14 protein-coding genes are annotated in these 12,445 nt (G+C 65.3%); 6 read left to right on the top strand and 8 right to left on the bottom strand.

The annotated features are described in order from the left end of the window. Nucleotides 1-39 precede the first annotated feature (39 nt). Entirely contained in the window at nucleotides 40-531 is a 492-nt protein-coding gene (locus A5791_RS22010) for a macro domain-containing protein (protein ID WP_067241452.1), read from the top strand. A 76-nt stretch (nucleotides 532-607) separates the two neighbouring features. Here A5791_RS22010 and A5791_RS22005 read toward each other — a convergent pair whose 3' ends face one another. After that, complete coding sequence (locus A5791_RS22005; RefSeq protein ID WP_067241384.1) at nucleotides 608-904, bottom strand: MTH1187 family thiamine-binding protein; 297 nt, start codon at nucleotides 902-904, stop codon at nucleotides 608-610. A gap of 57 nt (nucleotides 905-961) precedes the next feature. Between A5791_RS22005 and dtd the strand changes: the two genes are divergently transcribed. Together dtd and A5791_RS21995 are read left to right on the top strand one after the other, a co-directional pair. Continuing rightward, nucleotides 962-1,393, top strand: coding sequence for a D-aminoacyl-tRNA deacylase (dtd, locus tag A5791_RS22000; protein WP_067241382.1), 432 nt, complete (start codon nucleotides 962-964; stop codon nucleotides 1,391-1,393). A gap of 51 nt (nucleotides 1,394-1,444) precedes the next feature. Next, entirely contained in the window at nucleotides 1,445-2,353 is a 909-nt protein-coding gene (locus tag A5791_RS21995) for a class I SAM-dependent methyltransferase (protein ID WP_067241379.1), read from the top strand. Nucleotides 2,354-2,366: 13 nt separating this feature from the next. Here A5791_RS21995 and A5791_RS21990 read toward each other — a convergent pair whose 3' ends face one another. The 4 genes from A5791_RS21990 to A5791_RS21975 form a co-directional block, all read right to left on the bottom strand. Beyond that, a complete protein-coding gene (locus tag A5791_RS21990; RefSeq protein ID WP_067241377.1) occupies nucleotides 2,367-3,392 on the bottom strand; it encodes an alcohol dehydrogenase family protein in 1,026 nt (341 codons plus the stop codon). Between the two features lie 10 nt (nucleotides 3,393-3,402). Continuing rightward, on the bottom strand, nucleotides 3,403-5,343 hold the full coding sequence (locus tag A5791_RS21985) for an NAD(P)/FAD-dependent oxidoreductase (protein ID WP_067241374.1): 1,941 nt from the start codon (nucleotides 5,341-5,343) through the stop codon (nucleotides 3,403-3,405). Nucleotides 5,344-5,447: 104 nt separating this feature from the next. Next, nucleotides 5,448-6,821 (bottom strand): HNH endonuclease signature motif containing protein, encoded by a 1,374-nt coding sequence (locus A5791_RS21980; RefSeq protein ID WP_067241372.1) that lies wholly within the window; start codon nucleotides 6,819-6,821, stop codon nucleotides 5,448-5,450. Nucleotides 6,822-6,924: 103 nt separating this feature from the next. Continuing rightward, the gene (locus tag A5791_RS21975; RefSeq protein ID WP_067241369.1) at nucleotides 6,925-7,986 is read right to left on the bottom strand and encodes an NAD(P)-dependent oxidoreductase; all 1,062 of its coding nucleotides are present in this window, start codon (nucleotides 7,984-7,986) and stop codon (nucleotides 6,925-6,927) included. 122 nt (nucleotides 7,987-8,108) lie between these two features. Between A5791_RS21975 and A5791_RS21970 the strand changes: the two genes are divergently transcribed. After that, nucleotides 8,109-8,573, top strand: a complete 465-nt coding sequence (locus A5791_RS21970; RefSeq protein ID WP_067241450.1) for a hypothetical protein — start codon at nucleotides 8,109-8,111, stop codon at nucleotides 8,571-8,573. A 114-nt stretch (nucleotides 8,574-8,687) separates the two neighbouring features. Further along, the gene (locus tag A5791_RS21965; RefSeq protein ID WP_067241368.1) at nucleotides 8,688-9,818 is read left to right on the top strand and encodes a nitronate monooxygenase; all 1,131 of its coding nucleotides are present in this window, start codon (nucleotides 8,688-8,690) and stop codon (nucleotides 9,816-9,818) included. 36 nt (nucleotides 9,819-9,854) lie between these two features. Here the strand turns inward: A5791_RS21965 and A5791_RS21960 are convergent, their stop codons facing one another. Genes A5791_RS21960 through A5791_RS21950 form a run of 3 tightly spaced genes read right to left on the bottom strand, consistent with a single transcriptional unit; the run spans nucleotide 9,855 to nucleotide 10,823 of the window. Beyond that, nucleotides 9,855-10,085 (bottom strand): hypothetical protein, encoded by a 231-nt coding sequence (locus tag A5791_RS21960; protein ID WP_067241366.1) that lies wholly within the window; start codon nucleotides 10,083-10,085, stop codon nucleotides 9,855-9,857. A 46-nt stretch (nucleotides 10,086-10,131) separates the two neighbouring features. Next, the gene (locus tag A5791_RS21955; RefSeq protein ID WP_067241364.1) at nucleotides 10,132-10,419 is read right to left on the bottom strand and encodes a hypothetical protein; all 288 of its coding nucleotides are present in this window, start codon (nucleotides 10,417-10,419) and stop codon (nucleotides 10,132-10,134) included. Continuing rightward, nucleotides 10,416-10,823: a hypothetical protein gene (locus A5791_RS21950; RefSeq protein ID WP_067241362.1), complete on the bottom strand. Its 408-nt coding sequence runs from the start codon at nucleotides 10,821-10,823 to the stop codon at nucleotides 10,416-10,418. Before A5791_RS21950 ends, A5791_RS21955 begins: the two co-directional genes overlap by 4 nt. A 347-nt stretch (nucleotides 10,824-11,170) precedes the next feature. Between A5791_RS21950 and A5791_RS21945 the strand changes: the two genes are divergently transcribed. Further along, the gene (locus tag A5791_RS21945; protein WP_067241360.1) at nucleotides 11,171-12,445 is read left to right on the top strand and encodes a cytochrome P450; all 1,275 of its coding nucleotides are present in this window, start codon (nucleotides 11,171-11,173) and stop codon (nucleotides 12,443-12,445) included.

Genomic DNA, 12,445 nt, shown 5'->3' with positions numbered 1-12,445 from the left:
GGCTGCCCCCGGGTGGCCGTCCTGCGCGACAATGTGCCGATGATCGAGTTAGAGGTATTGCAGGCTGACGTGACCAAACTCGAGGTCGACGCGATCGCCAATGCGGCCAATACCCAGTTACGGCACGGCGGCGGTGTGGCTGCGGCGATCGCTCGCGCCGGCGGTCCCGAGGTGCAGCGCGAATCGAACGAGAAGGCGCCCATCGGGTTGGGCAAGGCGGTCGAGACCACCGCGGGCAATATGCCGGCCCGGTACGTGATCCACGCGGCGACGATGGAACTCGGCGGCCCGACCTCGGCGGAGATCATCAGCAGCGCCACCGCGGCCACCCTGCGCAAGGCCGACGATCTCGGTTGCCGGTCCCTGGCGCTGGTTGCCTTCGGCACCGGCGTCGGCGGGTTCCCGCTCGAGGAGGCGGCGCGGCTGATGGTCGGCGCCGTACGGCAGCACCAGGCAAGTTCGCTGGAGCGGGTCGTGTTCGCCGTGCACGGCGACGAGGCCGAGCAAGCCTTCCGGACGGCCGTGCAGTAGGTGGCGAGCAGGCGCAAAAGCTCCCAAATCCTCGGCGTGTCGGGGGCTTTTGCGTCTGCTCGCGCCACTGAAGCCGCTACAGATGGCGCTCGACGGATTCCACCTTGTGCGTCATCGCGTCGACGGCCCCGGCGCGCCAGTCCGCCTTGATCACCGTGCTGACTCGGGGTGCGCGAGCGGCGACCGCCTCCACGGCGCGCTGCACCACCGCCATCACCTCGTCCCAGGTGTCACCTTCGATCACCGTGAACATCGAATCCGTCTTGTTCGGCAGGCCCGAATCGCGAACCACCCGAACCGCTTCGGCGACGATCTCCCCGACGCCTTCGCCCACGCCCATCGGCGTGACGGAGAACGCGACCAGCACAGACATCCAACGAGCGTACCCGGAACGAGAGACTTCAAAGCCGGCCTGGCAGCATCGAGCCCCATGCGGGTTCTGGTGCAACGAGTCTCCTCGGCGTCGGTGTCGGTCGAGGGCGAGGTGGTCGGCGCCATCGAGCCCGACGGTCAGGGCCTGCTGGCATTCGTCGGTGTCACGCACAGCGACGATACCGACAAGGCCCGTCGACTTGCCGAAAAGCTTTGGCAGCTAAGGATTCTCGCCGACGACGAGTCCGCGGCCACCGTCAACGCACCGATTCTGGTGATCAGCCAGTTCACGCTCTACGCGGACACCGCGAAAGGTCGCCGGCCGTCCTGGAACGCCGCCGCCCCGGCGGCCGTCGCCGAGCCGCTGGTGACGGCATTCGCAGAGGCGTTGCGCGGACTGGGTGCCGAGGTGGAGACCGGCGTGTTCGGCGCCCACATGCGGGTCGAACTGATCAACGACGGGCCCGTAACGGTGCTGCTCGAGCTTTGAAGTTGCTGCTGCCGTACTTTGGCGCGATAGCCGGAAAGGAACGGAGGGCCGATGACGCCAGCTGAATTCGGGTCGCTTCGATCCGACGATGACAACTGGGACATCGTCAGCGGCGTGGGCTATACCGCGCTACTGGTGGCTGGGTGGCGCGCATTGCACGCGGTGAGCGAACAACCGCTGGTGCGCGACGAGTACGCGAAATATTTCATCGAGGCTTCGCAGGACCGGTTCTTGTCGGGCGTGCTTGCCAACCCCGGCTCCTCCGAGGACGAGACTGCCTTCCCCCGTCTCTACGGTGTGCAGACCCGGTTCTTCGACGACTTCTTCTCAGCCGCCGGCGCCGCGGGCATCCGACAGGCGGTGATCATCGCCGCTGGCCTTGACTCCCGGGCTTACCGCCTTGAATGGCCGGAAGCTACAACGGTTTTCGAAATTGACCTGCCGAAAGTGCTGGAATTCAAAGCCCGGGTACTGGGCGAGCGGGGCGTCGCACCCAAAGCCCGCAGGAACGAGGTCGCGGCCGATCTGCGCGGCGACTGGCCAACGGTCTTGAAAGCGGCGGGATTCGACCCGCAACAACCGAGCGCCTGGTCGGTGGAGGGAGTGTTGCCGTACCTGACCGACGACGCGCAAACGGCGCTGTTCACCCAGTTCGGCGAACTGTGCGCACCGGGCAGTCGGATTGCGTTGGGGGCGTTGGGCTCACGCTTGGACCACGAACAGCTCGCCGCCTTGGAAACCGACCACCCCGGCGTCAATATGTCCGGTGACGTGGATTTCTCTGCGCTCACCTACGAGCCGAAGACCGACCCCGCGGAATGGCTGGCTGCGCACGGATGGGACGTCGAACCCGTCCGCAACACATTGGATTTGCAGGCGGGCTATGGAATGACACCGCCGGACGTCGACGTCAAGATCGACGGTTTCATGCGCTCGCAGTACATCACGGCAACGCGGTGACTCTCCCCCTGCTTTAGGGCTTCAGGAGTACCTTCACGCTGTCGCCCGATCGTGACCCCGCCGTCGCGTACCCCTTGGCCGCCTCATCCAGCGGCAGCGTGGTGGTGAAGACGCCGTCGACGTCGAGTCGCCCGGACTGAAGCAGCGGTATCAACTCCGGCCAGGTACGCGGCACGGGCGCCAGCGTCATGCGCAGCGTGATGCTGCGCAGCAGGCTACCCAGCGCGGGGAACGGGAACGGGTGTAGGTCGTGCACACCGACAACCGAGACTGTCCCGCCCGGCCGCACCGCGTTGAGCGCATCGGTCATGGAGGCATCGTTACCGACGGCGTCAATCACCGAGTCGGCGCCCCGGCCGCCCGTAGCGGCCAGAATGGCCTCCGCCGCAGGGGTTTTGACCGGAGTTGCCCCCCACTTGGCGGCCCGCTCCAACCGGCCGGCCACCCGGTCGACAGCGAAAACCTTTGCGGCACCTTGCACAAACGCGCTGCGCAGCGCACACAGACCCACCGCCCCCAGGCCGATCACCGCGGCCGTGCCACCGAACGGCAGGTCGGCGCGCTTGGCTGCGCTCCAGCCCGTGGCGAGGTTGTCGGTCAAAAGCAGCGCTTGTTCGGTGCTGATCCCCTCGGGGATTTTGAGCACCAGGAAATCGGCGGCGGGCACGGCGAGCAGATCGGCCTGCGCGCCGCCCAGCACACCGCCGCCGAAGATCTGCACGCCCGAAGAGCACATGACCGGGTCGCGGGTGGCACACCCCGCGCAAGAGCCGCAGCCGGCCACCGCCGACACCATGACCAGGTCGCCGACGCGGACACTGCGCACCTGCGGACCGGCTTCGACAACGGTGCCGACCGCTTCATGGCCGAGCGCCACCGGCTCGCCGAACGGATATTCGCCTTCATAAAAGTGCAGATCGGAGCCACAGATCGCGGATGCGGTGACCGCGACGATCACTCCGTCGGGACCGGGAAGCTTGGGGTCGGGACGCGTTTCGACCCGAACCGCGCCGGGCCCGTCGATGACTACCGTGCGCATGTTGGCGTGCTCACTTCCTTTGTCGCGCAATGAATTGTGACCAGTCGGGCTCGCGCACGGCGGCCCAGTACTCATTGAGACGCCAGGGACTGACGGTGTGGATCTCCCCGTCGGCGTTCTTGAAGTACGAGTGTTTGACGGCGGGGTGTGACCACACCATCTTCTTGATCTCGGTCTGGGTCCGTTGATGCCACGCGGTGGCGGCCTCCGTGGTCGGCTCCAGCGAATGCAGGTTCGCCTCCGCCAGACGCTTGAGACACTGGTCGATGTAACGCATCTGGAGTTCGGACTGAAATATCAAGCTGCCGCCGTGCGCGAGATGCGTCCCGGGGCCGTAGATGAGGAAGAGGTTGGGAAATTCCGGGACGGTGATGCCCAGGTAAGCGTACGGACGTGATCCCCACCTGCTGCGTAGGTCGATTCCGTTGCGGCCGACGACTTTCAGCGGCCATAGCACATCGGTGTGCCGAAACCCGGTGGCGTACACGATGACGTCGACGTTGTGTGTCACGCCGTCTTCGGTCACGATGCCGCTGGACGTTATCCGCTGGATCGGTGTGCGCACCAGTTCGACGTTGTCCCGTTGCAGGGTTCGCAGCCAGCTGCCGTTGTCCTGCAGGGTCCGTTTTCCCGTGGCGGGATAGTCGGGCATCACCTTGGCCAACAGGTCATCTGAGTCTGGGCCGTCGCTCACTTGGCTGCTGATCCACTGGGTGAACATCATTCGCGCGGCGGCGTTGATGTCGCTGACGGCGTAGTCCTGGTCGGCATAGTCCGGATCGCCTCGCGCGGCGTCCAGCCCTTTGTCGGCTCCGGGCCAGAGCAACAGGAATCGGTACCACCTGCCGTAGAACGGAAGGTGGCGCATCGCCCAGCGCACGCCGTCACCGACTTCGTCGTGATACATCGGGTTCGGGAACATCCACTGGGCGGTGCGCTGGAACACCGTCAGGTGCGAGACGTCCTCGGCGATCGCGGGCGCGATCTGGAAGCCGCTGGCTCCGGCCCCGACGAGGGCGACCCGCTTGCCGGCCAGGTCCACCGAATGATCCCAGGCGGCGGAGTGAAACGACGGCCCCTGAAAGGTATTCGCGCCTTCGAATTCGGGTATGTGCGGGCGGTTCAGCTGACCGACCGCGGTGATGACCGCCCGCGCACGCAGCGTACTCGTCTGGCCGTCGGCAGAGCGCACGGAGACGTCCCAGACGCCTTCGCGGTCGTCCCACTCGGCCGCAAGCACCTCGGTGTTCCACCGCACCCGCTCGACCAAGCCGTGCTTGTTCATCACCGCGGTGAAATAGTCCTGCAGCTCATGCTGCTCGGCGAAGAAGTGCGTCCAGTCGTTGTTGGGTTCGAAGCTGTAGCAATAGAAGTGGTTTGCCACGTCGACGCGGGCGCCGGGATAGCTGTTCTCCCACCATGTTCCGCCCGGGCCGGAGTTCTTCTCAACGATGGTGAAGGGGATGTTGGCTTGTTTGAGCCGGATTCCGGCCAAGATGCCGGACTCGCCGCACCCGATCACGACGACAGGAAGCTGCGCCGCGGTGTCGGCCGAGAGGGCGGCCGGACGGCGGGGGTCGACACCTTCGAGGTCCATCTCCTCGATGACCATAGGTAGGTAGTCATCGGCGACGTGCTCACAAGCCGCCCAGTCCATCATTTCTCTGATGAGCTCGCTGCTCAGCGGTGCTGGCTCGGGGCAGCCACGGTCGCGGTAGTCCGCAAGCACCGGAAGGGCCTCGGCGCGGGCCCGGGCCTTGTCGTCCTCGGACATGAATCCCTGGACTTCGTTGAGAAACAGGCCCATCTGCTTGAAGTCGCGGATGAAGCGGGGATCGCCGGTGATGTGCACCAGCGAAAGCAGCAGGGTCGGGATGCTGACGTCCTGCAGCGCGGCGGCGATCTCCGGTGTGGGCGTGGTGAAGGGCAGGCCGGCATAAAGGCTGCGCATCGAGCCGATCCTCACTGTGTTTTGGGGTTCGGCAATTACGCTACTTAGCGTTTCGTAATTGCGAGCACAAGGCTACCTGTGGCGCAGTGCCCGATCAAGGCCTATCACCCGGTGTCGTATGTGTCGTCGTCTTCTGCGCGCAGCATTCGTTCGGGGTGGTGGTAGGGGTTGGTGCGTGGTTGTCCGTGGTCGAGGTGGGCGGGTGGGATCCATTCGGTTTGGCCGTCGGGGCGGGTGTGGGTGGTGTAGCCGCCGGGTTCGACTAGGGGGTGGTCGGCTCCGCAGGCGAAGGCGAGCTTGTTGACGTCGGTGTGATGCGTGGTGGCCCAGGATTCGGTGTGGTGGACCTCGCAGTGATAACCGCTGACCGTGCAGCCGGGTCGGGTGCAGCCACGATCCCTGGCGTACAACACAATTCGCTGGGCCGGGGAGGCCAGCCGTCTGGTGTGATACAGCGCCAACGCCCTGCCGTTATGGAAGATGGCCAAGTAGTGGTGGGCGTGGCGGGCCAGGCGGATCACATCGGACATCGGCAGGAGGGTGCCGCCGCCGGTGAGTCCGGTGCCGGCGGCGGCTTCGAGGTCTTTGAGCCTGGCCGTGACGACGATGGTGGCGGGTAACCCGTTGTGCTGGCCCAGGTTTCCGCTGACCAACAGGGCGCGCAGGGCCGCGTTGAGCGCGTCGTGCTGGCGTTGGGCTTGCGAGCGCATGTCGCGCCGTGCGGTCTCCTCGGGGGCCGGGCCGTCGATGACGGGTGCCTGGTCGTCGGGGTTGCACATGCCGGGGGCGGCCAGTTTGGCCCACACGGCTTCGATGGTGGCGCGGGTTTCCGGGGTCAAATAGCCGCTGAGCCGCGACATGCCGTCGGGGCCTTGGCGGCCCAGGGTCAGGCCGCGGCGGCGGGCGCGGTCGGCGTCGGTGTAGTCGCCGTCGGGGTGGATGCAGTCCATCGCGTGCGCGGCCAGTTGGGCCAGCTCTTCGGGCCCGAACTGGGTGGCCTTGTCGGCCAGATCGGCGTGCACGTGTTCGCGGGTGGCCTGGTCCACGAAGCCGGGTAGGCGGTGCAGGAATCCGCGGATGGTTTTGATGTGCTCGGCTCCGATGCGCCCGTCGCGTTGAGCGGTGGCGGTGGCGGTCAGCAGCGGGGGTAGCGCTTCGCCGGTCAGGGCGCGCCGCGGGCCCAGCTCGGCGGCTTCGGCCACCCGCCGGCGCGCTTCGGCGCGGCTGATCCGCAGCCGCCCCGCCAGCACCGCCGGCAGGCGCCCGCCCAGCGTTTTGTCGTCGGCCTGCTCACCGAGCTGGTTGATCAACGCGTGCGCGGGTACCGGGGCGCGGCGTGCATCGTGTTCGAGGTGCTCGAGGTAGGTCAGCCGTTCCGGGGTGCTCAGCGCGTCGAACGACAAGGCGTTCACCCGTGCCCGGGCGGCGTGCAGCGCGTCGAACGCCTCGGCGATCTCCTCAGAACTATTCGAAAGCATGTTCGAATCCTATGGCGAACCGGTGACATCAACCACCGCGAAAACCACCGCTTGTGGATAAACACCCAACTGTGGACTGAATCGGCCCCGCGGCCGGGCCCCCTTATCCGGGCTTGGTGATGTCGACCGCCGTCTCGCCGAACCTGGTCCGAAGCGCGCCCCGCACATCGGCGTACTGGCCAGGAACGTTGCGATACGCCGCTTGGCGTTTGGTGAACTGACGCGCCAAGGGTGCAGCGAGCCGCATCGGATAGCGCTTCCAGCCGCTCTGTGCGCGCAACTCGGCCAGCATGTCGGGCCACGAATGATGCTGGAAATTCAGTAGCTGCTGCGCGCGGCTGACATCCATCCAATCGTTCAGATACCAGTCCTCGTCGTCGGCGTCCGGATTGCCGGGTCGGCCTTTCGGCATCAGACCAGGCAGACCTTGAGCGGCCGCCATTGCCGTCCCAATTTCTCCCAGGCGGAGCAGGTGCGAGTCGTCGCCTGCGACCAGCAGGATCTCCCCGACGACATCCTCCTGCGCAGCGGCCGCCAACGCCGTTGCGACGTCCCGAGTATCGATGCAGTGCACCCGGATGTCCCTCGGCTGCGCAGTGCTGAAATATACGACGTCGGAGTTGAAGGGCATGGCAGACGGGTCGACGCTGAGCACCCCGCCCAGTCGCAACACCACCCAGTCCAGGCTCGAGGACCGCACAAGTTCCTCGGCTTCGAGTTTGTGGCCTCCATAGAGCTCGGTTGGCCGAGGTGGCGTGTCCACCGACAGCCGTTCGGCATGGCGATGTGGGTTACGCCCGCCGTAGACGGCGGCACTCGAGGCATGCACGAATCGTGGTGGATTCGGTTGGGCTTCGGCGGCACGCACCAACATCGCGGTGGCGTCGACATTCACCCGGCGCGCGAGTTTGGCGTCACGATAGACCAACGGAGGGATGACAGCGGCCAAGTGGACGATCACCGCCGGTGACACCTCGGAGACCAGATCGTCGACCTGAGCGGCGTCCGTCAGGTCAGCCCATCGGGTTTCGACGCCAGCCGGAAATCCTGCGTCGGCATTGCGATGAGCCGTGGCAACCACATGCCAACCGTCGGCCGCGAACAGCCGGACGGTCTCCGGCCCGACCAGGCCGAAAGCACCCGTCACCAGCACAGTCTTCGACATGGATGTCCCCGATCCGGCAAACATCACCCTGCTCAGGCGACCGTAGCCCAGTCGCTACGGATTAGTGCGCTTTTGGTGTGCAATACGGTGTCGCAAGTGACTCCGAAATCGGAGGTGAAACGTTGGCTCCGTTACTCACCGCAAGCAGCGGCTTCCTGCTCGCCGTCTTGTGGATGGACCTGATCTTCGATGTCCAGGTCTGGAAGCACCGAAACGCCGGCGCAGAACTACCCGAGCCAGTGCTCACGTCCATCGCGACTTATTACCACCGCGCGACTACCACGTCGCGACCGATGGGCCGTCTGATTGCGCTAGTGATGGTTATCTTGTTGAGCACGTTGGCCTTTCAGGCGTCAGGGGGCCACAACCCCGGGTGGCTACTGCTCACTTCGGCCGTCCTGGCCGGCGTTCCGATTCTGCTGGCCCTGACGCACACGGTCCCCTACGCCGTGCGGCTGGGAAAGCGCGGCGACAACTCGTCGCAACAGAGCCGGCTGGCGCGGTCGATCTTCCGGGATCACTTGATCTGCGCCGCCTGCATGCTTGCGTTTCTGGTCTTGTGGCTGACCCAGAGCCTCGTGATCTGAGCGGCACATGCGACGGCTCGTAGTTTCGGCTTGCGAGACCTGGCTGGCCACAGCCGCCGCCGCCGTACTAAACTAGAACACGTTTCAATTCGGCGGACGGCCCCAGGAGTAGGCATGCACACCGCGTTATGCGACCAACTCGGCATCGAGTTCCCCATCTTCGCCTTCACCCACTGCCGCGATGTCGTGGTCGCCGTCAGCAAGGCGGGCGGCTTCGGCGTGCTGGGCGCGGTCGGCTTCACGCCCGAGCAGCTCGAGGTCGAACTCAACTGGATCGACGAGCACATCGGTGACCATCCGTACGGCGTCGACATCGTCATCCCGAACAAGTACGAGGGCATGGACTCGCATCTGTCGGCCGAGGAGCTGGCTGAAACGCTACGCAAGATGGTGCCCCAGGAGCACTTGGACTTCGCCAAGAAGATCCTCGCGGACCACGGGGTCCCGGTCGAGAACGCCGACGAGGACACCTTGCAGCTGCTCGGGTGGACCGAGGCGACCGCAACCCCGCAGGTCGAAGTGTCGCTGCAGCACCCGAAGGTGACGATGATCGCCAACGCGCTGGGCACCCCGCCGGCCGACATGATCAAGCACATTCACGATGCCGGACGCAAGGTCGCCGCGTTGTGCGGTTCGCCCTCGCAGGCCCGCAAGCATGCAGACGCGGGCGTCGACATCATCATCGCCCAGGGCGGCGAGGCCGGCGGGCACTGCGGTGAGGTGGGCTCAATTGTGTTGTGGCCGCAAGTCGTCAAGGAAGTAGCGCCGGTACCGGTCCTCGCCGCCGGCGGCATCGGCAGCGGCCAGCAGATCGCGGCGGCGTTGGCGCTGGGCGCGCAGGGCGCCTGGACCGGATCGCAGTGGCTGATGGTCGAGGAGGCCTCGAACACCCCGGTTCAGCAAGCCGCGTACGCCAAGGCGAGCAGCCGCGACACGGTCCGCAGCCGCTCGTTCACCGGCAAGCCTGCCCGGATGCTGCGCAACGACTGGACCGAGGCATGGGAGCAGCCGGACAACCCGAAGCCCCTGGGAATGCCGCTGCAGTACATGGTCTCCGGCATGGCGGTACGCGCCACCAACAAGTACCCGAACGAGACCGTCGACGTAGCGTTCAACCCGGTCGGACAGGTCGTCGGACAATTCAACAAGGTCGAGAAAACGTCTGCGGTCATCGAACGCTGGGTGCAGGAGTACCTGGACGCGACGACCAGGCTAGACGAGCTCAACGCCGCCGCCAGCGTCTGACGGTGACGTCGCCGAACCGTTCGAATCAGTCTCGAATTAGCCGACGTCCAGGTCGTCTTCGTCCTTGCGGCCTTTGATGACGTCCATCGCCGTTTCCGCCGCGTAAGTGGCGATGTCGATCGAGTCGCGGACGATACCGCTGACGCCGCCGGCGACGTCGCCGCGGATCACGTGGCTCGCGTTATCGACAATGTCCGAAGCTTTTTCGACGGCGTGGGTAGCGACGTCCCGAACCGCGTCTACTGCATCTCTGGGATGGATGGCCATCGGAGTCTCCTATCGTTGCCCGAAACCTGGGTATGAATCTAGACCGTCAGTAGTTGACCAGCGTGCGCCAGTAATCTTCAGGTATCTCGGCCCCGGATCGCAAAACCCGTGCCAGGCCGGCGACCATCGCGATCCCCAGCAGTCCCAGCCACAAACCGGCCAGGGCAATCATCCACCAGAGCGCGGTGGTGACCAGCGGCCACGGCGACAACAGGGCCAGCACGGGTGCGAAGAAGAAGCCGACGCCGACGTACCACGCTGAGCCGGCGCGATCCGATGCCATCACGAAACGCAGCCAGCGCGGTACCGGAGAGACGGCTGGCCGGTCGGTCATGGCTCCGGCGGGAAGAACCCTGCCCCGGTGAACCATCCTTCTTGCCATCCCTGAGCACCCAGGCAGAGCATCGGCAGCCCGGCCGGCGATTGTGCCGCGGCTTGCGAGCCCGGGCACTTCGCGCCGGCCTGCTGGACCCCGTACAGCGGGTAGGAGATCACCCAGTACCCGGTGGTGGCCGCCGGGAACTGGTTCGGCGGCGGGAAGTGACAGGCCTCGGCCTGCCCACTGGGCCCGCGTCCGAAGATGAAGCGCTCGTAGTTGTCGCACGGCGCACCCAACGATGCGTCGTAATTCATGCCTGGCACATCGCCGGGCCACCGCCCGTTGTCAGCGGCGGCGCACGGCGCCATGCCGATCGTGGCACCTGTGATCGCCGCGGCGGCAAGTAGTTCGCGAATCATGTCCCACCCTCGGTGTCTGTGTTCCCGGGCCCCCAAAGTACCGCCGGTGACCTGCACCAAAGCATAACGATTGTGCCCAGCGCCACAAGATCGTTTCGCCGAGTTGGCCAGGTTCAGCCTGGGAACCGCAACCACCCGGAGAGACTTTTCTCGGTTGCTTGGTTGCTCGTTGATCCTGTTCGGGGCTGCAGATCGACGGCATCTCCGGAACTCGTCGACACTGAACACGTTGCAGTTCGGCGTGCGATCCGGCGGAAGTCCTTCACAACCGTGGTGCCGCAGTGGTTTATTTGGCTCTAGAAAACTAGAAGACTTCGTGTCGTTTCGTCTTGGAGGAGTGGGTCCCCATGTCATCCCAGTCAACCCCCAATTTGCCTCCCGGGTTCGACTTCACCGACCCAGACATCCACGCCGAACGGTTGCCGGTAGAAGAGCTGGCTGAGCTGCGCCGAACCGCGCCGATCTGGTGGAACGAACAGCCGATCGGGGTTGGCGGGTTTGACGACGGCGGCTTCTGGGTGGTGTCGAAGCATAAGGACGTCAAGGAAATATCGCTGCGCAGCGACGTGTTCTCCAGCCTGCAAAAGACCGCCCTGCCCCGCTACAAAGACGGCACTGTCGGCGAACAGATCGAAAGGGGCAAGTTCGTTCTGCTCAATATGGACGCGCCGCAGCACACCCGGCTGCGCAAGATCATTTCGCGGGCCTTCACTCCCCGCGCTGTCGAGCGCCTGCGCGAAGACCTCGCCGAACGTGCCCGCCGCATCGTCGAAACCGCGGCAGCGGAGGGTTCCGGGGACTTCGTAGAACAGGTGTCCTGCGAGCTGCCGTTGCAGGCCATCGCCGGGCTGATGGGTGTGCCGCAGGAAGACCGCAAGAAACTGTTCCACTGGTCCAATGAGATGGTCGGCGACCAGGACCCCGAATTCGCCGACAACGACGCGATCACCGCTTCCGTCGAACTCATCATGTACGGCATGCAGATGGCCGCCGAGCGGGCGAAGAATCCGGGGGAAGACCTGGTCACCAAGCTGGTTCAGGCCGACATCGACGGCCACAAGCTCTCCGAGGACGAGTTCGGCTTCTTCGTCATCCTGCTGGCGGTCGCCGGCAATGAGACCACCCGCAACTCCATCACGCAGGGCATGATGGCCTTCACCGACTTCCCGGACCAGTGGGAGCTGTACAAGCGGGAGCGTCCTCCCACCACCGCCGACGAGATCGTCCGCTGGGCCACCCCGGTCACTTCGTTCCAGCGCACCGCGCTTGAGGATTACGAGCTGTCCGGCGTGCAGATCAAGAAAGGACAGCGGGTGGTGATGGTCTACCGCTCGGCCAATTTCGACGAAGATGTTTTCGACGATCCGTTCACCTTCAACATCCTGCGTAATCCCAACCCGCACGTGGGTTTTGGTGGCACCGGGGCACACTACTGCATCGGAGCAAACCTGGCGCGGATGACGATCGACCTGATGTTCAACGCGATTGCCGACGCCATGCCGGATCTGGAGCCGATCGGCAAGCCCGAACGGCTACGATCGGGCTGGCTCAATGGCATCAAGCACTGGCAGGTCGACTATCACGCCCCCAATGGCGCTGCTAAATGCCCTGTCGCGCATTGA

The organism is Mycobacterium sp. 852002-51163_SCH5372311 (assembly GCF_001667115.1).
Lineage (GTDB): Bacteria > Actinomycetota > Actinomycetes > Mycobacteriales > Mycobacteriaceae > Mycobacterium.
The sequence above is the reverse complement of the archived record's forward strand: the minus strand, read 5'-3'. Positions and strand labels throughout refer to the sequence as shown.

Excerpts from the sequence above, each read along its gene's own strand:
- A5791_RS22010 (WP_067241452.1), top strand. The coding sequence starts at position 40 with ATGATCGAGTTAGAGGTATTGCAGGCTGACGTGACCAAACTCGAGGTC.
- A5791_RS22005 (WP_067241384.1), bottom strand. The coding sequence starts at position 904 with ATGTCTGTGCTGGTCGCGTTCTCCGTCACGCCGATGGGCGTGGGCGAA.
- dtd (WP_067241382.1), top strand. The coding sequence starts at position 962 with ATGCGGGTTCTGGTGCAACGAGTCTCCTCGGCGTCGGTGTCGGTCGAG.
- A5791_RS21995 (WP_067241379.1), top strand. The coding sequence starts at position 1,445 with ATGACGCCAGCTGAATTCGGGTCGCTTCGATCCGACGATGACAACTGG.
- A5791_RS21990 (WP_067241377.1), bottom strand. The coding sequence starts at position 3,392 with ATGCGCACGGTAGTCATCGACGGGCCCGGCGCGGTTCGGGTCGAAACG.
- A5791_RS21985 (WP_067241374.1), bottom strand. The coding sequence starts at position 5,343 with ATGCGCAGCCTTTATGCCGGCCTGCCCTTCACCACGCCCACACCGGAG.
- A5791_RS21980 (WP_067241372.1), bottom strand. The coding sequence starts at position 6,821 with ATGCTTTCGAATAGTTCTGAGGAGATCGCCGAGGCGTTCGACGCGCTG.
- A5791_RS21975 (WP_067241369.1), bottom strand. The coding sequence starts at position 7,986 with ATGTCGAAGACTGTGCTGGTGACGGGTGCTTTCGGCCTGGTCGGGCCG.
- A5791_RS21965 (WP_067241368.1), top strand. The coding sequence starts at position 8,688 with ATGCACACCGCGTTATGCGACCAACTCGGCATCGAGTTCCCCATCTTC.
- A5791_RS21960 (WP_067241366.1), bottom strand. The coding sequence starts at position 10,085 with ATGGCCATCCATCCCAGAGATGCAGTAGACGCGGTTCGGGACGTCGCT.
- A5791_RS21955 (WP_067241364.1), bottom strand. The coding sequence starts at position 10,419 with ATGACCGACCGGCCAGCCGTCTCTCCGGTACCGCGCTGGCTGCGTTTC.
- A5791_RS21950 (WP_067241362.1), bottom strand. The coding sequence starts at position 10,823 with ATGATTCGCGAACTACTTGCCGCCGCGGCGATCACAGGTGCCACGATC.
- A5791_RS21945 (WP_067241360.1), top strand. The coding sequence starts at position 11,171 with ATGTCATCCCAGTCAACCCCCAATTTGCCTCCCGGGTTCGACTTCACC.